A 23,687-nucleotide genomic window follows, 5' to 3' on the forward strand; every position below is an offset into this window, starting at 1 on the left:
CAATGAAGAAAGCACTCGTTCGAATTGCGGTGCTGGCCAGTCTTATGTGTGGACTGGTTCAGGGCGCATTCGCGCAACTAACCGTCATCGACCCGGCCAACCTCGCGCAGAACATCATCACGGCTGGCAAGGCCGTCAAGACGGAGGTCTATCAGGACAGCAATATCGTCTACCAGTACCAGATGATGGCGAATCAATTGCTGCAGGCTACGAATCTGAACCCTGCTGCAATGAAGGCGCAGTACGACGAGATCACGGGCGATATCGACAAGTACAAACAGCTCGCGAGCACGATGACGAGTCTGTACGGGGATCTCGAGAGCGGCAGCCAGTGGATCACGCATGTGCAGACGTTGATCTCGCGTTCGGGCAAGACCAATGCGCAGTGGTTTCAGGATATGGGCACGCTCTACAACCAGCGCGACCAGCAGGCTACCGCGCTGTTCCAGCTCGGTAACAACGTGATGAAGCACGCGCAGGACCTCGGTACCCGCCGGCAGGCCTTGCAGTCGCAACTCTCGCTCTCGCCGACGTCACAGGCGACCGCACAGCTGACGACGCACTATCTGGATATCGTATCAAGCCAGATGAATGATCTGCTCCAGCTTACGGCCGGCAACCAGCAACGGCAGGCCCAGCAGCAGTCGGCGGCCAACAATGATGACAAAACGCGGGCCGCTGCGGCAAAGACCTTTCTCGATCAGCAGGCCGCCGAACGCGCGTCTTACGGCTTTTGAGCGCTGGAAATCGATCATGCTCCGACTGTTTCGTGCCTTGATTGCGGCCGTACTTGTGCCGCTCACGCTGACGCTTGCCATACCGTCGTCGGCCTTTGCTGACGATGTAACCGTGCTGCCGGATGGCACCGTCGTGCCGTCGACCAGCTCCTCAACATCGACCACCGCGGCAACAGCGGGCGATCTGACCAAGGCCGGCGAAATCGCGAAGGGCAACCAGAACGCGACGACGGCGATTACGGGCATCTTCAGTTCGGTTATCACCTCGGCCGTGACGGTGGCTACCCTGATCAAGCCGCAGGCTGACAAGTTCGCAAGTGGCCTCGCCGTTATTACGGTGGTCCTTGCGTTCGTCCGGTACGCCGCGACCCGGGACCCCATCATGGCCTGGGTGGTCGTGTTCGAAGAACTGGGCATTCTCGGCATTTTCGCCGCCCTCTACGTCGGATTTGCGTCGTGGGCGCCGGGCTTCTATCAGTGGTTCCTCGGGATGGCCAACACGATCAGCGGCTCGGACATGACCAGTGCGCTGAGCATTATGGGCAGTGCCGCAGGTCAGCTCTTCGACGGATTCATGGCCGCCCTAAAAACGGCCAGCTGGACCCAATATATTGCCGTGGCATTCGCGATCGGACCACTGGTGATGGCATGGGCCGTTCTTTCTGTGACCTCAATTGTGTTCATCTTTTACACGAATCTCGGGCAGCTACAGATGGCGGTCGGGACGGTCATGGGACAGATCGCGTTCGCGTTGGGATTCTCGTCCTTCACCCGCGGCTACTTCAAGACATGGCTGGATTTCATGATCAGCGCGGGCATGTACACGGTGGTGGCGGCGATCCTGATGCGGCTTGTCACCCAGTCGCTGGTCAGCGCAATCCAGGCGGCAGTCACGAAGGGATTGTCGACGCCAGGCGCCGCGTCCTACGTGCTTGACATGGCGCTTTTCGCGTTTCTCGTGTCGTTTGAGATTCCCAAGATGGCGGGCATGTTCGGCGGTGGCGCTGGCGTGAGCGGCTCGATTGTCAGCAAGATCAGCAAGGCCGCAACGGGAGGCATCGTTTGACCGCTCTCCATTCTCCAGTTGATGCGCAGAAGCTGCTTGATGATCACCTGCGCCGCGTGGATCTGATCGCACAATGCGCCAATGAGGCGAGCCGGGGAGAGTTCGAACGCAAGTGGCTGAGCATCCTGACGCGTTGCGCCGACTGGTTCACATCGATGCCGCTGAACCCGGACATCTACCGCGAGCCGGGTGGTGCTTTCCGGTGTACGGTCGAAACCGCGTTCTACGCAATGCGGCTCGCAGGCGGCCAGAAGTTCGGCACGAATCTGCCATCTGAAAAGCGCCGCCGCATCGAACCGCAGTACAACTATGCGGTATTTCTCGCGGCAGTGTGTTCGCGTCTGGACGAGCCGTACAGGCACTTCGAGATCGTGCGGGAGACTGACCGCACTGCGTGGAACCCGTCAGTGAACGGCGCGGCGGGACCGTGGATGACAGGCGGCCCGTACCGTGTGGTTCGCCGCACTGCGCCTCTGCCTGTCGAACGCATGCGCACCGGCATGCTCGCGCAGATGCTTATCGGCCCCGAGCTGCTCACCGGTCTCGACGCGGAAGTGCTATCGGAGCTCTTTGGGGCGATCAATCCGAACATGAAACCGCTCGAAGCGGAGAGCCTGTTGCACAAGGTCATCCGGCAAGCCGTAGCGACAGCCGTCGAATTCGACCGGAAGGCGCAGCGTGCAGTCTTCGAGCCGGTGCAATTCGCGGTGCCGTCTGCCGTCCATGTGGCAGCGGAACTTCAACCCGTCACCGACACCGTTCCAGCGCCAGCGGCACCGGCGCCAACACCGGCTACAGAAACGGCACCAACGACGGAAGTGCAGGCGCCCGCAAGCGCTTCGTCGCAGGCCGGGACAGAAGATGCAACGGATCTTCGTGCCGATCCCGGGCCGCCAGCGACTGTTGCCTCCGTTGGGGCTGCCGTGGACCTGCCGTGCGCGCCGTCGCATGGGGAACCACGGACGTTGATGGAAGCCATCGGTTGTGTGCTGCCTGAGGGAGCTGAACAGCGTGGCGAGACACCGGCTGCCGAACGCGAACGGGTCGTGAACCCAATCAATCCGGCGGAGATGCGCCCGTCCATGCCTACTCGCGGTGAGATTCCTGACCAGGAGACTCCTGCGCATTTCGACGAAGTATTGAAAGGCACGCCGAACATGATCCGCGAACTCTTCAGGGCGTTGCGCGAGGACGTCGCGTCGGGCGCGGCGAAGGTTGCCTGGAATGAGAAGGGCCTCGTCATTCCAAAGCGTCTTATCGGCAGCTACGGCGTCGCGAGCGACACGCTCGTCGAACACCTGCGCAAGCGCAGCCTGCTCGTTGGAAACGAGGGGGGTGAGATAACCCTCGGGCCGCGCGCTGGCCAACTCATTCTGGGGCAACCTTCATGATCAGCTATATCAATCACTTCCGGCCAATCTACGAGATCCGGTCGGCAGCGTTCTGGATCCTTGCGATTTTCCTGATCCCGTTGTCGGGCATGCCGTACGGTTGGCTGTTCGTGCTGTTCGCGCTGCTCGTCGTTGTGGTGCGTTCATTCCAGATATGGAAGGCGCTGAAATTCCGCATGGCCATCTCCACCAAATGGCTGACGACCTTGCAGGTTCCAAAGCTGCTGGAAATCCAGGCGCGGATGCGTCGCGAGGTCAACTCAATGTACCTGGGGATCGGGTACGAGTGGACGCAGAAGCACTGCCAGATTGCACACGACATTCTGCGCATGCCGGCGACCGACATCCCGGGATTGCCGCGCTGGCTCGGGAAGTCGGAAACCGGGCGCAAGTTCGAGGAGATGATTGAATCTCTCTTTGCACCGAAAGACAGTATCCGTGACCGGATGCCTCAAGGCTCCTCGTGGATCCACGGTATGGAACCGAAGAAGGGTCTGGTGCCGTTCCACTACAAGGCAATGGGTGGACACACCGCCGTGGGCGGCACGACTGGTTCAGGCAAGACCCGGACCTACGAGGTGATATCGACTCAGGTGATCCATACGCCGTCTGACGTGCTGCTCTGCATCGATCCGAAAAACGACGCGGACTGGCGAAAGCGGGTCGAGACAGAATGCAGGCGCACCGGCCGGAAATTCCTGTACTTCAATCAGGCAAAGCCTTCCGAGTCGATCCGTCTGAACCCGATCGAAAACTGGTCCCAGCCCTCGGAAATTCCCAGCCGTATCGCGCAACTGATGGACGAAGGTCCGTTCCGCGACTTCGCGTTCCTCTTTATCGATCGCGCGGTCAAAGGGGAGTTGTACATCGGCGACAAGCCGAACCTGCGCTCCATCCTCAAATACGCGCAATCGGGCATTACGACGCTGCTCGAGAAGAGCCTGAAACGCTTTTTCCGCGAGAGCGGCCTTTCCGACTGGGAAAGCCTTGTCGCGGCCGACACGGTCAAGATGGCCAACAAGCCGGGCGTGTCGATCGTCGACGGCATGGTGGCGCTCTATAACGCACGCTTCGTCGCGCTCGACAAAGGGCACGAGACGCTGGACGGCCTGGTCGCCACGCACACGCACGACAAGGAGCACTACATGCGGATCATCGCATCCGCATTGCCGCTGCTGCAGATGCTGGCCACCGGCGAGACCGGTCTGATGCTAGCGCCGAAAGCCGACGACTTCGAGGACGAACGCGAGATCTGGGACATCGACAAGATCATCAGGCAGAAGGCCGTGCTGTATATGGGCCTCGATTCGCTGTCGAACAACATCGTGCAGAAAGCGATCGCGTCGATGATCCTGGCGGACGTGGCTGCGGTGTGCGGATCGATCTACAACTTCTACGACTCGCCACCAGAGGTCGTGCTGATCATCGACGAGGTAGGCGAGGCAATCAACGAGCAGGTGATTCAGGTGCTGAACAAGGGCCGCGGCGCGGGCTTCAAGGCGTTCGTTGCCTTCCAGGCCCGGGCTGACCTCGAAGCACGCCTCGGAAACACCGCGAAAATGCTGCAGGTTTTGGGCAACCTGAATAACCAGATCATCTTACGATTGGAAGACACCGACACGGCGCAGTGGTTCTCCGACAAGGTAGGCGAAACCGCGATCCGCAACCTCGTAATGACGGGCAGTACCAGCACGGGAAGCGAGGCGCACGTCGGTGAATTTACCGGTTCAGTTTCACGTTCGCTTCAGTTGGAAAAGGCTCCTCTGATTCCTACCCGCCTGATTCACAGCCTGCCGAACCTGCAGTACTTCATGCGGATCTCGGGCGCGGCCGTGTATCAGGGCCGTATTCCAATCCTTCAGGGATGAAAAACCAACGCATGTCCGCCGTATTCAAAAAAATCATCCGCGACTACAAACTGTCTTCCCGCCTGATTCCGGTCTTCACGCTGGCACCGGAGCTCGAACTTGCCTGCGCGAGGGTGGCAGACTTTATAGGGGACAAGTTCATCGGCCACGCAGAGCCGCTCGTCAAGGAGATGCTCGACAGTGGCCTGTCTGCTCACAAGCGCACCCGAAAGACGGGGGAACCGCACATTGCGTTCATGCAGGGACTGTTCCAGCACGCGCACCTGCTGTACGCCCGTCGTTATGTCGCCCGCGATGGCGAGCGGTATCACGTGTGGTCCCCGATGTATGAGCCCGTTCCGGTCTTCGAAGCGCGACACGACGGTCTCGAAACCGCCATGGTCGACGAGCGTTGTCCGGAGAGCATTACGCAGCGATCAGCCGCGTTCCAGCTCGCGGCCCGGGCACTGACCGGCGAGAACTTCCGACTCTATTTCGAGGACTACGATGTCGCTCACGCGTTTTCTGATAGCGAAGCTGGCGAGAGTTGATGAGGACTTCGCGGGGCGTGCGATATCCACCGCCCATGCCCAGGATGAACTGAACACGTCGCCGCCGCGTGAGTTTGCGCGTGGCGCGGGCGCCATGGCCTATGCGCTGGCGCTCTTCATCCATCGCAAACCCGTGCATTTCTATGTGGGCCTGACGGGACTCATCATCTTTCCCCTCTACATGCTGGGGCGTATCGCTGCATTCCTCGTTGAGTGGGGAGTACATCACTATGGCGGGTAGCCGTTTCGTCTCGCACATCAAGTGGTGGTTCTTCTTCGTCCCACTGCTCGCCCTGTTTCTGGTGCCCGCGATTCCTGACACGTCGCTGTTCGGCATTTCGGCCGAAGAGTCGGACTCGGTCGTCAGCATCGTCGGCGAGCAACGCGCAGCAGACGCGGTTGCCCTCACCAACGAACGCTTCCGACGCTGGTTCGTAGAGACGGGACTGGTGCGTGCAACCATTCAGGCCACCGGCCGGGGAGACATCGGCGACAGTGGTGTGTCGGACTTCGCGCACAACTGGGTTCACAATTTCTGGCTGGAAATCTACAGGGCGGTGTACCGCGCCACCGTCATGAAGCTCTGGATTCTGGGCACGATGGCATTCTGCCTCGCGGCGTTTGTGGATGGATCGGTGCGCCGCAAGATCAAGGCATCGGCCGCGGGCTTCGCCAGTCCGCTGTCGTTTCATCTCGCTGGTCACGGCATTCTGATGGTCTTTGGCCTGACGTTCGCGGTGATGGTCGCTCCCGTTCCACTGTTTGCCCAGGTCTGGGTCGGTGTCGCGGTTGTCCTGGCGGCGCTTCTCTGGAAAGCCTCTTCGTCCTATCAGTAATCTCCGCAATCCCGGAAAGCTCCACTAAAACGACCCTCTTTCCGGGTTAAGCCCGTCAACCGGTTGACGGGACTTCCCCCCCGCCCGCGCGCGATGCAGTGCCCCCTTCGATATTTCAGGCCATCACATGGTCCGGCACATCTCTGGCTTCCGTCCGCGGCGTCTGCGAGAGAAAGGCTGTTGAAATCGCCCATGTTTTGAGGCTCCACGATCCTGCGAGGCCGCAACAATAGGTTGCATGCCGCGCGTGCGCGCGAGCTCTCACCACAGGGACATCCATGAGCACGATCAACGAAGAGACGAATCTGGCCGACGCAGAAGGCGCCGGCGTCCAGGGCACACCGGCGGCCGACATTGTTCACGCGCAAAGCGCACCGGGCGCCGCTGCCACTGCAGCGGGCGGACCGACGACTGATGGGGCAGACGACGGTGAAATCGAGCGCGAACTTCAGCAGATGGAAGACGCGGCGGTCACCCTCCAGAAAGAAGGGATGATCAGCGAATCGGAAGCCGCGGAGAAGCGCGATCAGGTCGAACGTACCCGCAAGCTGTTCCGTGATCTTTCGCCCGCCGAGCGCGCAGCGATCGTGCAGCGCCGTCGCGAAATCGGCCGCGAACTGATGGCGCGTCAGCTTTCGGGCGCGGCTGTGGTCAAAGCCTCCGTGCGACTCAACCACACGCGTCTGAAGCCGCTGTTCGAGCAATGGTGGCCGTACCTGAACCGTATGAGCATCAACATGCAACGCTTCGGCCGCTCGACCTTCGGCGCGGACGATCAGGGGACGGTGACGGGCTGGTTCGAGAAACAGATCGGCGATCTGGAAGCGTATGTCGACGAACAGCTGACCGTCGCGCGGGAATTCCGTCAGAAGACGGAGTCGAAGATGCGCGATCAGGGCGACATCGTGTTCACGCCGAGCGTGACGAAGCCGTCGCTCGACATTGAGGTCGAAGCCTATTCGCGATTCTCGATGCGCCTGCTTTCCCTGATGCTGCGGTTCGACCAGGTGATGGACAACTTCGATTTTCTGGTATGGAACGGCGTGCGCGACCAGTCCGACGTCGACGAGGAAACGTCGCGCTTCCTGCGCAAGTTCCATCCGGTGGGCGTGCGCGGCTACATGACCCATCTGCGCCTGATGACGACCGTGCGCGGCCGGTAATCCAGAGGCAATGCCATGCTCGACGAGTTGAACCAGCAACAGCGCGAGGTGGCGGAGCTACGCCGCCATTGCGTCGCGATCGCGTGTCCCGGCGCCGGCAAAACCAAGACGATCGCGACCAAGGCCGCGCTGCTGCTGTCCGATCCGTCGGCCGTCGTTGGTGCGGTCACTTTCAGCAAGGACGCGGCGGTCGAACTGCGGGAGCGCATCCTCTCGCTGGCTGGAGCAGATGCGAAGCGACGGCTGGTCGCCGGGACATTTCACTCGTTGGCCTTCAAACAGTTGACGCCTCCCGGTGGCCGGAAGCGGGACATTGCTTCTGACGGTGATCGCATGGGCCTGCTCGCGCGCGTGATCGCGGAACTGGGCCTCGCGTGGAAGCCGGAAGAAGTGGTGCCGGTGATTGAGCGTATCAAGACGGACTTTGGCCGCGTCGAGCCGGGAACGGCAGACGCCGAGCTATATCACGCATATCAGGATGCGCTCGCCCGGAATGGCAAGATCGATTTCCAGGACATGTTGCGGCTGTCTGTCGCCGGCATGGAGAGTGGCGAAATTACGCCATACCGGCTGACCGATCTGCTCGTCGACGAGTTTCAGGACACCGATCCGCTTCAGTACCGGTGGGTGGAATTGCACGCGAAGGGCGGGACGCAGGTCACGGTTGTGGGCGACGACGATCAGAGCATCTACGGCTTTCGGGCCGCGCTGGGCGTTCGGGGGATGGAGAGCTTCGCGTCGACGTTCGACGCGCAACGGATTGTGCTCGGCAGTAACTATCGCTGCAGGAGCGAGATCCTGTCGGCCGCCGATCGCGTGATTCGCCACAACGTCGATCGTATTCCAAAGGCGCTTCGTGCGGAGCGCGGTATCGGCGGAAGCGTCACGACGAGTCGACTGGACGACGAATATGCCGATGCGGTGGCGGCCATTGAACGACTTCAACCATTGCTCGCAGAAGGACGATCCTGCGCGATCCTCGCGCGCACCAACCGTATCTTCGATCCCATTGAATCGGTGTGCCGGTCCCACGGCGTGGCGTATCACCGCGCCTCTGGCAGCTCTGTGCTGAATCGACCGCAGGGTGCGTTGATGTGCAACCTGCTGGAAATCGTGGAGGGGAGCAAGCGCAACGGTCTCGATGCTGTGCTCGGCTACATGGGCATGAGCTCTGCGCATCTGGGTGCGCTTCACCGCGATATGGGTACTGAGCTGAAACAGCGGCTGAAGAAGGATCTGGTCGCCCTCGGTATCGATGAGGATACGGCCACGACGTACCGCAGCTTCATGAAGCGGCTCGCCGAGTGGAAGGCGCTCTGCGAGCGCAAGTTCTATTCGCTGGCGCTCGAGGGCGTGCTGGAGTTCATGATGGCTTATGCCAAAGGCGACCAGGCGGCCCGCGCGATCCGGGCCACGTACGACGTTCTCGCGCGGTTGAATGGCACGTTTGCAGAGCGCATCGAGTTCCTGAAACGGGACAACAACAAACCGGTCGCGGGCGCGCTTGTGCTGACGACGATGCACAGTTCGAAAGGGCTGGAATGGGATCACGTCTGGATCACGCGCGCGGAGGAGGGTGTGGTTCCCGATGAAAAGAGCGGCGAATCGGAAGAGCGCCGACTGTTCTACGTTGCGATGACCCGCGCGCGCGATAGCCTCGTGATAGCCACCATCAAGAAGAATCCGGTCTCCCGGTTCGTGATCGAATCAGAAGTGCTATGAGCTACTGATACGGGCATCCGCGATGCTTTGTTCAAAACCGGCGCCGCGACCCGTCGCGTGAAAAAGGACGGGTGGGCGCTATCCAATGATGTTGAATCGCAAATCTAAATATGAAAGTTCTTCCGTGGGTCTGGTTCGTCGTGCTGGTAATCCTGATTGTTGTCGTGCTGGCCGTGCTGCAACGCAAGGGGGGCAGCGGTCGCCCGCAACCCTGCTTTACGTCGCGCGCGCTGATGACCCCGAACGAGATCGAGTTCTTCGGGCGCTTGCGCGACGCGCTACCCGAGCATTACGTTTTTCCGCAGATTGCGATGAGCGCATTGCTCGATCCGGTCGCAAAGGGCAAGGCGGGGTATGCTGATTTCCTGCGCATTGCCCAGAAACGTATCGACTACGGTATCTTCACTTCCGATTTTCAGATTGTGGCAGTCGTCGAGCTTGATGATCGTTCACATAACCGAGTGAAAGACCAGCGACGTGACGGCTTCGTCACATCGGCAGGTATCCGCACGGTCCGCTTTCAAGCATCCCGACGTCCAGGCCGCGAACAGATCCGGGAGGTCGTTTTGCCGCCGACAGGGACGGTCGATTTCTTTGGGCAGGGTAGACCATCGTAGTTTCGACTCTGTGTGCGAGCAACGAACATCCGGGGCACCGGGTCGACCAATGACGGGCGCTATGCCCCGACCCCATTGGAGGAAGGTCGGCCGCAAAGCCGTCCCCTTGAATGATGAGCTGAAGTGCAATGGGTCGGATTGTTGGCGATTTAAGCCGCGTGCCATTCTTGGCGAGGCGAGACGCGTCGCATTCGGCCAGCACACTCGGCACAGAACTATTACACGTTCTTATCTTCGCGTTTCGCTTCGGCCATGGCTTCGGGCTCTAATTCTTCCGCGGACCGATTCAGGTAAACGAACAGTCCCCAGGAGGCAAGCAGCAACGCTGTAGAAGCAATCAGCAAGGCTGCATACCGAAGCTGTGATGAATCCTGGTGAAGCGCCTTGAACGTTGCCACGAGCCCTTCAATGGCAAGCGCGACGACGACAACCACCAGGAATCGAGACATGAAACGTCGCACCCGCGTCGGGGCACTCACATCAGCCTCCCGGATGACTTCTTCCTCTACGACCGTCTCCGCGATCTGCAGGGCGACAACGGCCCCGGCCAACACCCCCAAAGCTTCGATGACGGATAGCGCACTCGCCGAGTCCCATGGACTGCCAATTGCAGTCGATCCAATGCGAGCGGCATTCGCGATCAACATCAGTGCCGCGCAGGTGAATAGGACAGCCATCAGCCCATGGACGATCGTAAAGAAGCGCATAGCCAACTTCATTTTTTGGGCTCCCCGCAATGGCAAGTGGGTGATCTATACCGGTTCCATCGACTCTCAAAAGCACGATGACACCAACTGATTTTAGAGGCGGAGCGCATGGGCCTGACAATGGGGCCTAACCCGTGCCTTACAACTTTCGTTTCTGGGCGCCAGCGCCCGACAGAGCGCTTAGGCCGCAGGGGAGCAGCGGGGCGCGTTTGGGACTGGTCACGGACGTGCGTGCATGATCTGGATGTAGCTGGCCACGCATCCTATGTGCCCGGCAAAACCAGACCTATTGTGGCCTATTGCAAATATAGAGTCAGTGCCTGCTGACTGCCCGAAAGCGGGCATCTCAAATTCGCGGGCAGAGAAGTGGCCCGAGAGTAAATGCCTCTCGCGGCGTTGAGCGAGAACGGTTGCGCACCATTCAGTATTCGTGGACCGTCATGCCCTGCGGGCCATAGTTGCAGATACTTAGACCGTCGCGCCGGACGGCGGATGACGGCATTATCAGGTGCGATAGGCAAGAGACCAGATTTTGAGCAAACGACAACGCTCAGTCGACGGATCCAAGCAACAGGTCGATTGCGGCTTGCCCGGAAATTTCCGCTACAAGGTAGGCCCAGCGTTTAGTGAAGGGCCCGTTGCGCAATTGTATGCGGTTCCCCCGTGCGCCGAATACCGAAAGTTTTGCGTCGCCCCTGATCTGAAAAGCTACGTCAAACATGTCTTCAGCCGCTGGAGTCAATTCGACATGAATCTCGAAACCTCGGTAGGTAATTACTCGGTACATGGAAGGCAACCTTGACCCGCATGTTTACCTGGCAATACCCAAACGTCGGGGCGTCGCGGCGACTCATTGCTAGAATGACCAGACCGGCACGCCGCTTGGATCAAATCGAATATCTATTCTGCGGACCGCGAATGTATCGCTTTCTCGCAATCTCAAGCAGTTTCTCGCGAAATTCGTCAAATGCCGCGAGACACGAGCGTTCGTCAGATCCGAGTCCGGGTTGCAGGTCTTCGAGCGTTTTGCTGTCGACCTCGAACGTAATTTCCCGAGAGCCGTCGTATCCCCAGAAGAGCACGCAATGCTTCGCGGCATGGTAGCTTCGGCTCGGATTGGGAAAATGGAGCGCCACAATCATCCTTTTTTGGGGGGAGTCGAATACCGCGACTTATTTACGATAGAAACGACGAGCGAGTACTTGATGCCCCCCTGTTCTGGCCGGCTAACGGAAGCAGGCCTGAGAATGATGATTTTCGCCGGGTGATCTTGGCTGTAAGCAGGCTCATTAGCTACGGAAGGAAATGCTTTGCTGATATCTGATTGCATCACTACCTCTAAAACGTCGGTCCATCTAGAGAAGACGGCCTACGCACTGTATACCCATCTGGTCGTGCGAACTTTATTTATTACGTCGCCCTAAGAGGCGACCAAAGTTGCTGGACTGTTGACGGCCTTAACGGGGAGCACTGACGTCAAAGAAAAATTCTGTTCCCGCCCTTAATGAGACGACTACAGATGGCGGCGTTCAGCGTAAACAGCATTTGTGGTTGGTGGCAGTGGGTTATACGACTAAGCCGTCATATTTTCAATGCACCGATTCACGAATTCGAACGACACTAATTTCATCGAATAATGTAATAAGTCGGGTCATTCGCGCCGTGCCGCTGAGTAGGGGCTGCTGATGCGCAGAAAGTGAATCGATACGATGATGCCAATTTTAGGTAAGTCAGCTTAACGATGATTTGTCAGCCGGACGCGTTGGCATCACGCAATCACCACCTCATTTTCATCGAAAGTGAATCGCCGCCTCTCTGCGCAAGCTTTGTCGACGAAGAGACGACCCCCAGACAAAAGTCCAGCGGGTCAGACTGGCACTGACGATGGAAACCGGATCAAACGACAAGCGCGTGCGGAACGATCACCTATCGGCCCTGTTGCCGCGAATGGCCCGGAGGGGCGTTGACGTTGCTATTTGCACCGCTGTTTGTCCCCATGTTCAGGCCGTTGCTTCTACCTCTGTTTGACTGAGTAGCTCTGGACGCGTCAAGCCGAGCGCTATTTTCATTGTCCGCGCCGGGAACTGAATTACGCGGAGAGCCGTTACGGTCCTGTTCCGTCGAACCGGTCGGATTTGCTCCACCGATCGGGGCAGTCTTTGCCGCAGCGGCAGTCAGGCTCATTCCTGACATCGATACCGCGCCGATGAGCGCATAGGTAAAAGACATTCGAGTGATGCAGTTCATGGTTGACCCCAAGGAAAACCTGCCGGCGAGATCTCCCGCCTTCTTTAGCTGCGCAAGTTGTATGCCTTGGGAGTCTGCGTGCAGGATTAACTGGCAGCGACTGTGCGAGAGAACTGCTGGACATTATTTGCGGCGTTCTCGAGCGTCAGCTCGCTCGCCTTGCGTTTGATCTGACCTTCGAGCGAAGCCCGCGGACCGAGCCGGATCGTGCCGCAGTAAAAGACGTTCCCCTTCACCCGGCCATTGATTTCCAGAACGCCACGCGCGTGTACGTCACCTTCTACGGTGCCGTCGATGCGTACGTGCTCACCTTCAACCTGCCCCTTGACCATACCGCCCTGGCCGACGTGCACCAGACCTGCGTTCGAAATCAGGTTACCGTCGACGATTCCGAAGTTGCTCAGACCATGGTCGAGAATCAGGTCGCCGTGAATTGAGACGCCTGGCGCGAGGAGGGTGACGCTTGGGAGTTGGGTTTTCATACGTGCCTCTCAGAATAGTTGAACGTCACCGCCCTTGGGAGTGGCGGGCTTAGGTTGTGGCTGGGCCGACTCAGCCGATTCCGACGCGGCCTGGCTCGCGTGGTGCGGCATCACACGCCGAAGCGGACGCAATGCGGGACGCTGGCTGGTCGCGCTCACGGGAGAATCCTTGTGGTCTGCCGTCGTAGCCGGCGCGGGTGCGGGGGTGGCGGCCGGAGCGACTGCAGTCGCTTGCGCGGCAGCAGGTACCGCTACGGCGGCTGCCTGCGGCGCCGGAGCGCCGTGCTGCGCGCGAATCGGGGACGCTGCCGCAGTCGTAAGCGGGGCGAGCGCGCCGCTCGTGTCAGGCTTTTGTGCGATGGTCGCAGCGCCTTGAGCGTTGATCGCCAGCGAACGTGCATCAACGTTGGCCAGTGCGGACGGAGGCGAGGTCTGCGCTCCGAAGTCAGAGTTCGTCAGCGGTCGTGGGGGCGCGGCATTGATGGGGGCCTCTTCTGCGATGGCTGTGCGCCCGACGGCACCACCGGCGTTCGCTGCTGGCGAAGCTGCTACGCCGTCGTGCATGACCCGCCATATCTTCGCCGCGCTGATCCCGGCGCCACCTGCGAGCGCCGCGACGGCTACGCATAGCACCACCGGCCGGCTGGCCGCCGTCAGTTTTGCCCGGAGCCTGCGGAGGTCCCCTCGTCCCCCGGCAGCACCATCCGGTGCCGGGAGCGCCGGCATGGCGGCAGAGTGACCGGCGATGTCGATGATCACGGGCTGTTGCGAGTACTGGGCGTGAAGCGCCTGAATTTGCCGTATGTCCATTGTTCGTCTCCAGTGTGAGAAGTCGAGCGTACCCATCCGGACAGGAAGTCAATCCTTCCGGGCAGTGGTGTGAGAGTCGTGCGGGTCTGTTACTTTTCTCGGCGTTCGCCGTCGAAGTCGTACTGGTCGTTGTCAGGCATGCAGATCTGAACGATGTGCCTGATACGCTTCTCCGCGTTCGCGAGGATGTTGGCGCGGTCGGTCGAGGTGATCTTTTCTGCGAGCATGGCCGCGATCGAGCCGACAAAGATCCGGTCGTACTGCGTCAGACATCGCACCAGCAGTCCAGCCAGCGGGCGCGTGATGACGAGTTCGATCTTCTCCGGCAGCATGTCGATTGGCCGGGCATCGTGACGCGCTATCCACTCGCTGGTCTTTCGCAGCCATTCGGAGGCGTCCCGCAGTGCTGACTGTAGCGCCTGAACCTTGCCGCCGCGAGCAACGGCGATTTTCGCCGCACAGAAGTTGTAGTCGGAGCGGATGAAGTCGCGTGCGAATTGCGAGCTGTAGTGCAACACTGTTGCCGTATCGGACTCTGGCACGATACGCGCAACGCGGGTATCGCTCGTCAGTCTCTCAATTGGCTTGAGGCCACTGACGCTTTTGAGCTTTGGATCGTCGGAGCGCTCCGGGCGATCTGGCTCAGGGGGTGTATCAAGAACTGCAGCCATGGGATTTTATTGGGTGGTCTCTCTCACCGCCCATTGTGCGCGCCTCACGTATGACGAAAACCGGCAAAAGCTGCGCTCATTTCGTCAGCTTTCCGGGATGCGCAGTGCCGTATTTGGGCAATACTGACTCTACTTCTCGCGTCCCAGACGCATCGACCCTGACCCGGCCCAGCCCGGCGTCCATCTTCTGTACAAGCCGTGCCCGAATGCTTTACCGAGGCATGCTCCGACCAGCTGGCTACTGGTGTGGAATTTTTCTTCTGATGAGCGCTTCGCCTGCGCTCCCCATCTTTCAGTCATAAAACTCGTCGCCGGCCGCATTCATTTGCGCCGCGACATCGTTCGGACCCGGATAACGGGTGTTCTCTCTCCAGAGCCCATCTGGGTAGAACGATCGTAGTGGACTGATCCGTGATCCTGCGGCGGAATGAATTTTCCGAAAATGGGCTGTTGCGCAGCGCGACCATGCTGCGCGGGAACGACCTAACGTTCCCGACTGTGAGCCTCACGGCTCCCTGAGCGCCACGACCCCGAAAAGGTCGTGGCGCCCGGGTCTTCTATCACTGAATCCGAAGCGCGCTCCTCTGACCGGGGAACGCGCTTTTTTTTGTCCTGTGCCTTTGACCTGTGGAGGTGTCTTGCTGCTTCCTGACCGTCTTGATACGCGCATTGCCGACTCGATCGCCAGACAGATCGAAGAGGAGCGCGCCTGTACCGATACCGCTTCGCCAGCATGGCGTGAGCGGTGCGAGGTTGCCCGGATCGCTGCATACAGCGACCCCGAGCGCCGTGTCTTTCTGTCCCACATTGCCGAAGTCCGCGGAGAGGCGGCTGCAACCCATCTGGAGCATTCAGCCAGAGAGTTGCGCACGACGGCGATATTCTTTCTTTCAAGGAAACCCTCATGAACGCTGTTCCCAGTTTGTCCGGCGCTCCGCCCAGGAGCATTGTCGAAGAAAGAGCGCTGCGGCCGCCAACGATCGGCAAGATCCGCCCCGGCATCAAGGTGCTCAAGCAGGCAGTTGCCAATGCGAATCCCAACGCGGTGGCGCTCTATGAAGAGATGGTCGTCGCCGGCGACTCGTTCGAAACGATCGAGAAAGTGCTCGAATCACGGTTTAGTATCAGAAACGCCATGATTCCGCGCAACGCGCCGTATTTCACCTGCCGTAAATCCGATTTCACCAACCCCGATGTGGCCACCGAGATTCTCCGCCTGTATGGAGAGGACCGCGGGCAAGGCGTGAAGCTCTATCGCTTTCCGGTGCTGTTCGCGTTCAACGACTGGATGGGCAATCTGCCCAACCAGATGACCGCGTGGGGCACCACCGGCCGCAAGTTCTTCTCGGAATACGGCAGCGATGGTCAGCGGTACTGCAAGACCTATGCGAAGGTCGAGCGCGCGCCGCGAGCACAGCGGGCCAGCCGCACGTTTGGTGGCCGTGACATCATCTTCCGTCAGGACGATGCGATTCCCGACGGGATCTGCGATCCCGAGCGCTGTCCGCAGTATCAGTCGCGCCAGTGCAATCTGTCGGCGAGCTTTATTTTCGCTATCCCTGATATCAGGGGTCTTGGACTTATCGAGTTGCCGACCAACAGCATCTACGTGCTGCAGAAGGCGTATTCCGCCATGCAGACCGTCGTGCTCGCACGCGGCAGGCTGACGGGCACGCGGTTCTGGATATCGAAGCGGGAGTTCGATATCACACGGATCGGCGATAACGGCGAACCGTTGCGCGCAAAGCAGATGCTGACAGTGCTGGACGCGGAGATCGACATCGGGTCTCTTCTTGATGGCGCCGATCATCCGGAGCCGGCGCTCGCGGCGGCCAATCGGGCGGTCGCGCTGGTCGAGGCTGGCGGCAACATCGTTCCGTTGCGGGTCGATGGCGACGAAGGTGCTTTCGCCTACTCTGTGCCGGGCGCACAGGATGCGGCATCTGACCCGGGTTCCGAATCCGGCGTTGCTCATCCGGCTGGTGGGCCTGCTTCCGGTTCGCTACTGGCCCATGTCCTGGGGCAGGCCGGTGATCCAGCTGGAGAGGCCATCAGCGAGACGATTGAGGAAAAGCGGGACCGTATGTCAGACCTCCTCAAGCGTCTCGGCCTGAGCTCGGAAGATCGCAAACACGATTTCAAGGTGTTCGCGCATGTCCGGTTCGGTCGAGGATGGGTCGAACGGGTGCAGGATGTTGACGCGATGATTGGGCGACTCGAAACTGCGCTCAATGATCCGGCGACTCTCGATCGGGAGATCGTCGAAGCACGTCAGCACTCGTTGCTTATCTGAGCGTTTGCTCATCACTTTTTGCCAGCCCTTCGGGGCTGGTCTTTCCCCCGCGAGAACATTTCAGCAAGCAGGCTTGCTCAAGTGTTTTCGACAGCGCATCGCGCATCGAAACAGCCCGCTTCGGCGGCCATTCACTGTATCGCCAACGGAGTCGCACCATGCGCCGGGTAGGCAACCTGACCGCGTTCTTCGGCGCGGACGATGTTTTCAGCAACTGGCATCCATGCCGGTTCAGCTATCACGATGTGCAGTTCACGTGTGTCGAACAGTTCATGATGTTCGCCAAAGCGAAGCTGTTTGATGATGAACAGTCTGCATCGAAGATCCTCGCAACGGATGATCCCATGACGCAGAAAATGATCGGCCGGAGGGTCGCCAATTTCGATCTCGCGCGATGGGAGTTGCGTCGCGAGTCGATCGTGTTTGTGGGGTGCCGTGAGAAGTTTTCGCAGAACCCTGGATTGCGCTCGATCCTTCTCGCTACGGCACCGACCGAACTGGTCGAGGCGAGTCCATACGACCTGATCTGGGGTATCGGACTGGGCGAGCGGGATGCGCGTATCGCTGACAGACAGCACTGGCGCGGGCGAAATCTGCTCGGTATTACGCTGATGCGCGTGCGTGATGCGCTGTCGTAAACCTGACGTTTAACTCACCGCAACGCGGTGAACCACCCATGAGGCTGCCAGCAGGCGGCCTTTTTGCATTTACGGAGGCGGAATTGAAAGTCGCACATTTTTCTGACCTGCACTATTCACCTGAAAACCTCGCGGAGTCTGATCGGTGCTTTTCCTTTGCAGTCGGGGATGCCATCGAACGGAAGGCCGAGGTCGCGGTGATTTCCGGTGACGCTACCGACCACCGGCTCGATGCACATGCTCCCTCGCTGAACGCACTGGCCACGCAGGTTCACCGGCTGGCCGCCGAAATGCCTGTCCTCATGTTGCAGGGTACGTTCTCGCACGAGCCACCCGGCACGCTCGATAACTTCGCGCTGATGGGTGCCACGCACCCGGTTCACATCGCCGATCGGGTATCTCAGGTCGCGCTGATCGGCGGAAGATTTCTCGCATCGGATGGGCCGCTGTTCTCGCCTGAGGTCTTGCGGGACATCATCGCGCTACAACCGCAAGCCGTTTTCACGTGCCTTCCGACGGTCAACAAGGGCCAGCTTGCAGTGAGCGTTGGCGCGCTCGCAGCAGGTACGGAACTGGGCGACGTGCTTGCCGCCTATCTGGCAGCGGCAGGCCGCGTGAACGCCGGGCTGCGGGAAGCGGGTATCCCAACGATCGGTGTGTCGCATGGGACCGTGAACGGGTGTACCACCGAGCACGGTGTAACCATGGCGGGCTTTGATCATGAGTTCTCGCTGGGCGCGCTGTTTGACGCACAGTGCAGCGCGTTCATGCTCGGGCACATCCACAAGGAACAGTTCTGGACCCGCGAGGGCCGCCGGATCGCCTATCCAGGATCGATCGGACGGTTTCACTATGGCGAGGAGGGCGAGAAAGGTTATCTGTTGTGGGGTGTGTACGCGGAAGAAGCTGATTCGCTTCCGGTATCCACGCCTTCGCGGCAGATGATCAGCATCGACTTCGACGGCCCGCCCGACATGAAGAAGCTGCAGGAGATCGCAAACGGCGCGGGTGACAAGTTCGTGCGCGTGCGCTGGCAGATCGACGAAGAGCATCGGCAGTTGGTCGACCGCGAGGCGATTGCAGCCATGTTCACCGGCGCGGCGGCCCTGAAAGTGGAGGGGCGTGTGTTGCCGGTGGTTCGGAGCCGGGCCCAGGGCATCAGCCTGGAACCGTCTGTCGAAGCGAAGGTAGCGCGCTGGTGCGAGTTGTCCGACGTAGAACCTGCACCGGTCCTCGACTGCGTCCAGTTGCTGGAGACAGGGGACGCAGAGACGATCGCGGCCAGAGTGCTTGGCGCAATCGACTCTGTCCCAGCCGCTCCGGCACTCAGTCTCGTCGGCACGTTGGAGTTGCCGGCAGTGCCTGAATGGGTGCCGCCTGAACCGGCATCGCCGGACCTTGGGGTTCCGCCGCAACCGTCCTCGTTGTCGTGGTTGACCGATGATCTGTTTGCGGCGTAAGCCGCCCTTTCGTGCGAGTGGCCAGTACGGCGCTCGCACGCGGACACCGTCGTGTTCCGATAGCCATCGTGGGCTATCGAAACATGATTCACCCGCGTCATTGACGCATCGATAGCAGTTAGCTGTATCCATTTTCTTTTACACCCTAGCGGGGAGCGATCCCTACCGGGAGCACTCCGCCTCTTTTCTGTGGAGTGTGATCATGTTTGGCCTGTATCCCGCCGGTTCTAACTGGGTCCGGCATTTCAACGCAACCGTAGCCGTCCGCCCGCTGCAGGGCGATCTTGTGAAACACGCAGGATTTACTGCCGGCATTTTTCATCAACCGTTTGGCGCCGACCGTGGCGCCGTGCTTGCTCAACGCGATAGCTGTCTCGTACTCGCCGAGTCGACCGCCTCAGAGAATCCTGCACTCGTTGTCGTACCTGACGTCGAAATGCAGAACCTGCTGTGGTCGTTTCATTCTGGCTATGCGAACCAGTGGAGCGGCCGTGAACTGAAAGTCCTGACCGGTTGCGATAACTGGGACAGCGTCCTTCGGCTGGCGGCAGCTCAATACGCCAAAGTCTGCGACGACGTCCAGAAGGCAGTCGAGGGGACGCTTGTACCCGTCGCCATTGAAAGCGCCCCGGTGCCAAACCGGCCGGATCCGGTGCTGTGCGCGTCTTTCTCCAACGATGACGATGTGCCGTGGCTGCCGTCAGACTATCTGTTCGATTCGCCCATTCCGGAGGTGCCGACATGCGGCCTTTGAAACTGACGCTCGAAGGTTTCCAGGGTGTTCGGGACGGAATGAGGCGTGACAACCTCACGCTGGATCTCGAGCCACTTCCACCCGGGTTGATCGCCCTGACGGGTCCGAACGGAGCCGGCAAGTCCACGATCATCGATAACCTGCATCCGTACCGGATCATGCCGTCCCGGGCGACCAGACTGTCGGTCGACGCCTTCTCCTACTGGGACCATATTTCCGGCACCCAGGCAGTGAAGGAGTTCGAGTGGGAACACGACGGCATCCGTTACCGGTCGTCGTTCGCTTTCCGCAAGCCGGGCAAGACGGGCAAGACGGGCAAAGCCGAGTACTTTCTCGCGTGGCGTTCGTCCGACGGTACGTGGACGCCCTTCACGCTGCCGGACGGCACTGTGTCGGACGGAAAGAGCGAGACCTACGATCGCTGTGTCGAGGCGATCTGTGGCTCGCTCGAGACGTTCTTCACGAGCCAGTTTTCGGCTCAGAACCGCCGTCCGCTCGCGTCTTACGGCGCGAGCGAGATCAAGGGCCTGCTTGCCGATCTGCTCAGGATCGATCACCTGCGCGCCCTGTCCGCGAAAGCGGGCGAGGTGGCCAAGGTGCTCGGCCGTACGCTGTCGGCTGTCCAGCATGAACTTGTCACGCTGTCAGGCAGGCGCGAACACCTGAGCCAGACCGAACGCGCGATTGTCGCCGACGGCGAGGCGCTGGTGATTGCCCGGAAAGATCGTGAGACGTTGCAGGCCGGGGTCGCCAATCTGACCGCGCAGCGGGCGTCACTTGCTGCCAGGCAGGCGGAAAACGCCTCTGTCGAGACCCGCTTACGTGAACTGGCGTCGCGACGTGCCGAGCTGTCCGACTCGCTGCGTACGCTCGCAGGCGAGCAGAACACCGCAACGCAGCGGGTAGCCCAGCGACGAGGCGTGATCCAGCAGACCATCGCGGGACACGAATCGACGTTGCAGCAACGCGCCGCGATTCTGGGTGCGGCCGCGCTGCGTGATGAATCGCAGCTGCGGCTTGCCCGTGAAGAAGCGCGCGTCGAGCCTCTGCAGGCCGTAATCGCGGAGCTGGAGTCAAAGCGGCTGGCGCTGACCTCTGTGACATCGAGTCTGAAAGGACTGGAGTCACAGGGGAGCTCACAGGCGGCTTTGCTTAGAACCCTGCAGCAACAGGCAGCGGTGATTGGTGAGGTTCCTTGTGCGGGGCACGAGATGCATTCGACATGCCCTTTGCTGGCGCAGGCGCGCAACGCGTCGACGCAGGCAGCTGAGCAGGTCATCTCGCTGAAAAAGCTTCGTGAAAACTTCCGGCAGCAACGGGAGCAATCGGAGCTTTTAACCCCTCAGGTCGCGCAACTCGCTGCGAAGCAGAGTGAGCTCCGAAGCGTGAACGCCGCAATAGCAGCCGCGCGCGCAGATCTGCAGAAGGCAACTGATCTCGCCGCCCGCAAGCCTCTGCTCGATGCAGCAACCGCAGGTCTCGATGTCGCCCGGCAGGAACTGGCGTCGCTCGAGACGGAGCAGCAGGAGGGACGTGTACGCCGGGAGGCAGAGACGGCCCGATTGAATGCTCTGGTGATGGAGGTTGACTCGGAAGCGAAGCGCCTTGCGGCCGTCGACGTGACGGGTGCGATCGCTGAGCTCGACCGGCAACTGACAGCCAGTCGCGAGGCGACGGTAGCGATTGACGCACGGATCGAAGCGCTGATCCGTTCGCAATCGACGCGAGAGGCGGAGCGCGATGCAATCTCGAAAGAACTTGCCGGTTTCGCCGCAACGCAATCGCGCGCGGACCGGATATCGGACGAGATCGCACGATGGAAACTGACCGCCAAGGGTCTCGGCAACGATGGGGTCATTGCCCTGACGATCGACGATGCTGGGCCGGCACTTGCGCAGACGGTCAACGACCTGCTGCTCGCATGTTATGGCATGCGATTTACTGTCGAGATTCAGACCCAGCGTGCGCTGGCCAGCGGCGAATTGCGCGAGGGATTCGAAATCCTCGTGCACGACGCCGATAACGACAACACCAAGGCTGTCTCGGTGATGTCCGGTGGCCAGAAGGTGTGGATCAACGAATGTCTGACTCGCGGCATCGCGTTGTACCTCGCGCGCAATGCGGGGCAGCCGTATCAGACACTGTTCAGCGATGAGTCTGACGGTCCGCTCGACCCGAAGCGCAAGGTGCAGTTCATGCGCATGAAACGCGAAGTGCTGAAGCAGGGCGAGTACGAGCGGGAGTTTTTTATCTCGCAGACACCCGAGCTGATTGCTGAAGCTGACGCGGTAATCGATGTTGAAGCGCTCGCTGCCTGAGCGCTCGATGCTTTTTAACCCTGTGGGGAACGCTCCCCACGGGGCGTTCCTCGTCCATTTTTTCCAACGAGGAACGCAATGAATCTGAAGCAACACATGCACACACGTACCGAGACGATCACGGTCGCGGTACGGCCTGGTATTGCCCGCGTTGGCAACACCCATACCTACGTCCTGAACGGCACGCTGATGCGTGACGTGCTGGTCGACGGCAAGTGGGTGACGCATCTCGCGAGCATCCCTCTCGACTCGCGCGCCGCGTAAGGCGGGCGCGATCACTCATTACGACGGCAATATTCCATGACCAACCTTTTGATGCTGCTTATTGCGGCAGGCACTTCGTCGTTGTGCGCCTGCTCGTCCCAGCCACAGGCAAGGACCGCGACGACGGACCATGTGGCAAAGATTGTCGTCCGGGCGCCGAAGGGAGAGCCGGCCGATTTCGCTCTCTGCAAGGATGGCCGGGTGATTGTCTTCCCGGTTGCTCACCCGCAAACCTGTTCCTGACGCGAAAGCCCCAACCTCGAGAGAGCGTTGGGGCTTTCGCCCATTCGCGAGGCGATCATGAAGAAGCAAATTACGACGGCGACGCTGATAGGAGCGTTGCTGGCTCTGGCCTGTCTGCTCTGTGAGCAGCAATCCGCTGCGGCATCTGGCGACCGTCGCTCCAGCACGCAGGCAGAACGTACCAGTCCATCGCCATTTGACCGGCATTTGCGATACAGCAGCGTCTAGAGACGTGCACAGCGTCCGCCATTGATCGGTAGTCCGTTCGACTCAACCCTCTTCTCATTTCTTTAACCCAGCCGGGCAGGTGTCCCGTCTGGGGCGATCTGTCCGGTGTTTTTTTCAAGGAGCCAGATCGTGTCCTACTCGTGCAGCGATTTTTTAGATGATGTCATGCGCTGCCTCGTCAATTCAGAGGCAATTACCGAAGCTGAAATCACGGATGCCGATCCAGGCGCAGCGTCGGACGTCGCGACCGCAGCGATCGTGACGATGCACCGCGCAGCACTGTCGTCGCGCTTCCTGCTCGAACTGTTGAACGCCGCCGAATCGCTGGATGCCGTCGCAGTGGAGCATGGTGTCGACGCGATGGCGTTTCTGTTGTATCTGCAGGCCGCAATTCTCAACGGTTCCTGTGTCGGTGCAAGCACGGGCGCCAGCGAAAGCATCATCGGCCTTGTCGCGCGATTACCTTCGGCGCCCGAATGGATGAAGCACATCCGTACGGAAACCGCGCTTGCCTGATCCAATTCTTTGCCCCTTTTGGGAGACGCTCCCGAAGGGGAGCTTAGGGGCGTGTAGCGATCGGATCCACGCCATGCTCGCTGAACGGGATGATGCTGGCCCGCCAACCGGTGCGTGACAGCGTTA

The 23,687-nt window shown here is 60.2% G+C and carries 25 protein-coding genes; 19 read left to right on the forward strand and 6 right to left on the reverse strand.

The features are described from left to right. The first annotated feature begins 2 nt into the window (after positions 1 to 2). The 10 genes from BLS41_RS36995 to BLS41_RS37040 all read left to right on the forward strand — a co-directional run bounded on the left by BLS41_RS36995 (position 3) and on the right by BLS41_RS37040 (position 9,930). Entirely contained in the window at positions 3 to 737 is a 735-nt protein-coding gene (locus BLS41_RS36995) for a TrbJ/VirB5 family protein (protein WP_074774382.1), read from the forward strand. Positions 738 to 753: 16 nt separating this feature from the next. After that, complete coding sequence (locus tag BLS41_RS37000) at positions 754 to 1,803, forward strand: type IV secretion system protein (RefSeq protein ID WP_074774385.1); 1,050 nt, start codon at positions 754 to 756, stop codon at positions 1,801 to 1,803. Beyond that, positions 1,800 to 3,194, forward strand: coding sequence for a TraI domain-containing protein (locus tag BLS41_RS37005; protein WP_074774388.1), 1,395 nt, complete (start codon positions 1,800 to 1,802; stop codon positions 3,192 to 3,194). The genes BLS41_RS37000 and BLS41_RS37005 overlap by 4 nt, the downstream gene beginning before the upstream one ends. After that, positions 3,191 to 5,062: a conjugative transfer system coupling protein TraD gene (traD, locus tag BLS41_RS37010; RefSeq protein WP_074774391.1), complete on the forward strand. Its 1,872-nt coding sequence runs from the start codon at positions 3,191 to 3,193 to the stop codon at positions 5,060 to 5,062. Before BLS41_RS37005 ends, traD begins: the two co-directional genes overlap by 4 nt. Positions 5,063 to 5,073: 11 nt before the next feature. Continuing rightward, positions 5,074 to 5,592, forward strand: a complete 519-nt coding sequence (locus tag BLS41_RS37015) for a hypothetical protein (protein WP_074774394.1) — start codon at positions 5,074 to 5,076, stop codon at positions 5,590 to 5,592. Beyond that, positions 5,549 to 5,833, forward strand: coding sequence for a hypothetical protein (locus tag BLS41_RS37020; protein WP_074774943.1), 285 nt, complete (start codon positions 5,549 to 5,551; stop codon positions 5,831 to 5,833). Before BLS41_RS37015 ends, BLS41_RS37020 begins: the two co-directional genes overlap by 44 nt. Beyond that, on the forward strand, positions 5,823 to 6,428 hold the full coding sequence (locus BLS41_RS37025) for an IncC plasmid conjugative DNA transfer DtrJ family protein (RefSeq protein ID WP_074774396.1): 606 nt from the start codon (positions 5,823 to 5,825) through the stop codon (positions 6,426 to 6,428). The genes BLS41_RS37020 and BLS41_RS37025 overlap by 11 nt, the downstream gene beginning before the upstream one ends. Positions 6,429 to 6,706: 278 nt before the next feature. Then, entirely contained in the window at positions 6,707 to 7,591 is an 885-nt protein-coding gene (locus BLS41_RS37030; RefSeq protein ID WP_074774398.1) for an ATPase, read from the forward strand. A 15-nt stretch (positions 7,592 to 7,606) separates the two neighbouring features. Continuing rightward, positions 7,607 to 9,313, forward strand: coding sequence for an ATP-dependent helicase (locus BLS41_RS37035; RefSeq protein ID WP_074774402.1), 1,707 nt, complete (start codon positions 7,607 to 7,609; stop codon positions 9,311 to 9,313). A gap of 110 nt (positions 9,314 to 9,423) precedes the next feature. Continuing rightward, positions 9,424 to 9,930, forward strand: coding sequence for a DUF2726 domain-containing protein (locus tag BLS41_RS37040; protein ID WP_074774405.1), 507 nt, complete (start codon positions 9,424 to 9,426; stop codon positions 9,928 to 9,930). 218 nt (positions 9,931 to 10,148) lie between these two features. Here the strand turns inward: BLS41_RS37040 and BLS41_RS37045 are convergent, their stop codons facing one another. The 6 genes from BLS41_RS37045 to BLS41_RS37070 form a co-directional block, all read right to left on the reverse strand. Further along, on the reverse strand, positions 10,149 to 10,649 hold the full coding sequence (locus BLS41_RS37045) for a hypothetical protein (RefSeq protein ID WP_074774408.1): 501 nt from the start codon (positions 10,647 to 10,649) through the stop codon (positions 10,149 to 10,151). 538 nt (positions 10,650 to 11,187) lie between these two features. After that, on the reverse strand, positions 11,188 to 11,424 hold the full coding sequence (locus tag BLS41_RS39880; RefSeq protein WP_074774411.1) for a hypothetical protein: 237 nt from the start codon (positions 11,422 to 11,424) through the stop codon (positions 11,188 to 11,190). A 100-nt stretch (positions 11,425 to 11,524) separates the two neighbouring features. Then, positions 11,525 to 11,779 carry a DUF1488 family protein gene (locus BLS41_RS37055; protein WP_074774414.1) on the reverse strand — a complete coding sequence of 85 codons (255 nt, stop codon included), beginning with the start codon at positions 11,777 to 11,779 and terminating at the stop codon, positions 11,525 to 11,527. 1,191 nt (positions 11,780 to 12,970) lie between these two features. Beyond that, positions 12,971 to 13,366, reverse strand: coding sequence for a bactofilin family protein (locus BLS41_RS37060; RefSeq protein WP_074774416.1), 396 nt, complete (start codon positions 13,364 to 13,366; stop codon positions 12,971 to 12,973). Positions 13,367 to 13,375: 9 nt separating this feature from the next. Next, the gene (locus tag BLS41_RS39330) at positions 13,376 to 14,176 is read right to left on the reverse strand and encodes a hypothetical protein (protein ID WP_074774422.1); all 801 of its coding nucleotides are present in this window, start codon (positions 14,174 to 14,176) and stop codon (positions 13,376 to 13,378) included. Positions 14,177 to 14,265: 89 nt separating this feature from the next. Then, on the reverse strand, positions 14,266 to 14,847 hold the full coding sequence (locus BLS41_RS37070; RefSeq protein WP_074774425.1) for an AcaB family transcriptional regulator: 582 nt from the start codon (positions 14,845 to 14,847) through the stop codon (positions 14,266 to 14,268). A 641-nt stretch (positions 14,848 to 15,488) separates the two neighbouring features. Here BLS41_RS37070 and BLS41_RS37075 point away from each other — a divergent pair. The 9 genes from BLS41_RS37075 to BLS41_RS37115 all read left to right on the forward strand — a co-directional run bounded on the left by BLS41_RS37075 (position 15,489) and on the right by BLS41_RS37115 (position 23,561). Continuing rightward, entirely contained in the window at positions 15,489 to 15,755 is a 267-nt protein-coding gene (locus BLS41_RS37075) for a DUF7696 family protein (RefSeq protein ID WP_074774948.1), read from the forward strand. After that, the gene (locus BLS41_RS37080; RefSeq protein WP_074774428.1) at positions 15,752 to 17,140 is read left to right on the forward strand and encodes a recombination directionality factor; all 1,389 of its coding nucleotides are present in this window, start codon (positions 15,752 to 15,754) and stop codon (positions 17,138 to 17,140) included. The genes BLS41_RS37075 and BLS41_RS37080 overlap by 4 nt, the downstream gene beginning before the upstream one ends. A gap of 158 nt (positions 17,141 to 17,298) precedes the next feature. Further along, entirely contained in the window at positions 17,299 to 17,778 is a 480-nt protein-coding gene (locus tag BLS41_RS37085) for an NADAR family protein (protein ID WP_074774431.1), read from the forward strand. Positions 17,779 to 17,861: 83 nt separating this feature from the next. Further along, positions 17,862 to 19,238, forward strand: a complete 1,377-nt coding sequence (locus tag BLS41_RS37090; RefSeq protein WP_074774951.1) for a metallophosphoesterase family protein — start codon at positions 17,862 to 17,864, stop codon at positions 19,236 to 19,238. Between the two features lie 202 nt (positions 19,239 to 19,440). Continuing rightward, the gene (locus tag BLS41_RS37095) at positions 19,441 to 19,992 is read left to right on the forward strand and encodes a hypothetical protein (protein ID WP_074774434.1); all 552 of its coding nucleotides are present in this window, start codon (positions 19,441 to 19,443) and stop codon (positions 19,990 to 19,992) included. After that, positions 19,980 to 22,310 carry an AAA family ATPase gene (locus tag BLS41_RS37100; RefSeq protein WP_074774437.1) on the forward strand — a complete coding sequence of 777 codons (2,331 nt, stop codon included), beginning with the start codon at positions 19,980 to 19,982 and terminating at the stop codon, positions 22,308 to 22,310. The genes BLS41_RS37095 and BLS41_RS37100 overlap by 13 nt, the downstream gene beginning before the upstream one ends. Before the next feature lie 78 nt (positions 22,311 to 22,388). Beyond that, positions 22,389 to 22,574, forward strand: a complete 186-nt coding sequence (locus BLS41_RS37105) for a hypothetical protein (protein ID WP_074774440.1) — start codon at positions 22,389 to 22,391, stop codon at positions 22,572 to 22,574. Between the two features lie 300 nt (positions 22,575 to 22,874). Beyond that, on the forward strand, positions 22,875 to 23,045 hold the full coding sequence (locus tag BLS41_RS39455; RefSeq protein ID WP_216350663.1) for a hypothetical protein: 171 nt from the start codon (positions 22,875 to 22,877) through the stop codon (positions 23,043 to 23,045). Between the two features lie 129 nt (positions 23,046 to 23,174). Next, on the forward strand, positions 23,175 to 23,561 hold the full coding sequence (locus BLS41_RS37115; protein ID WP_143026503.1) for a hypothetical protein: 387 nt from the start codon (positions 23,175 to 23,177) through the stop codon (positions 23,559 to 23,561). The last annotated feature ends 126 nt before the right edge of the window (positions 23,562 to 23,687 follow it).

Source organism: Paraburkholderia fungorum, assembly GCF_900099835.1.
Taxonomy (GTDB): Bacteria; Pseudomonadota; Gammaproteobacteria; order Burkholderiales; family Burkholderiaceae; genus Paraburkholderia; species Paraburkholderia fungorum_A.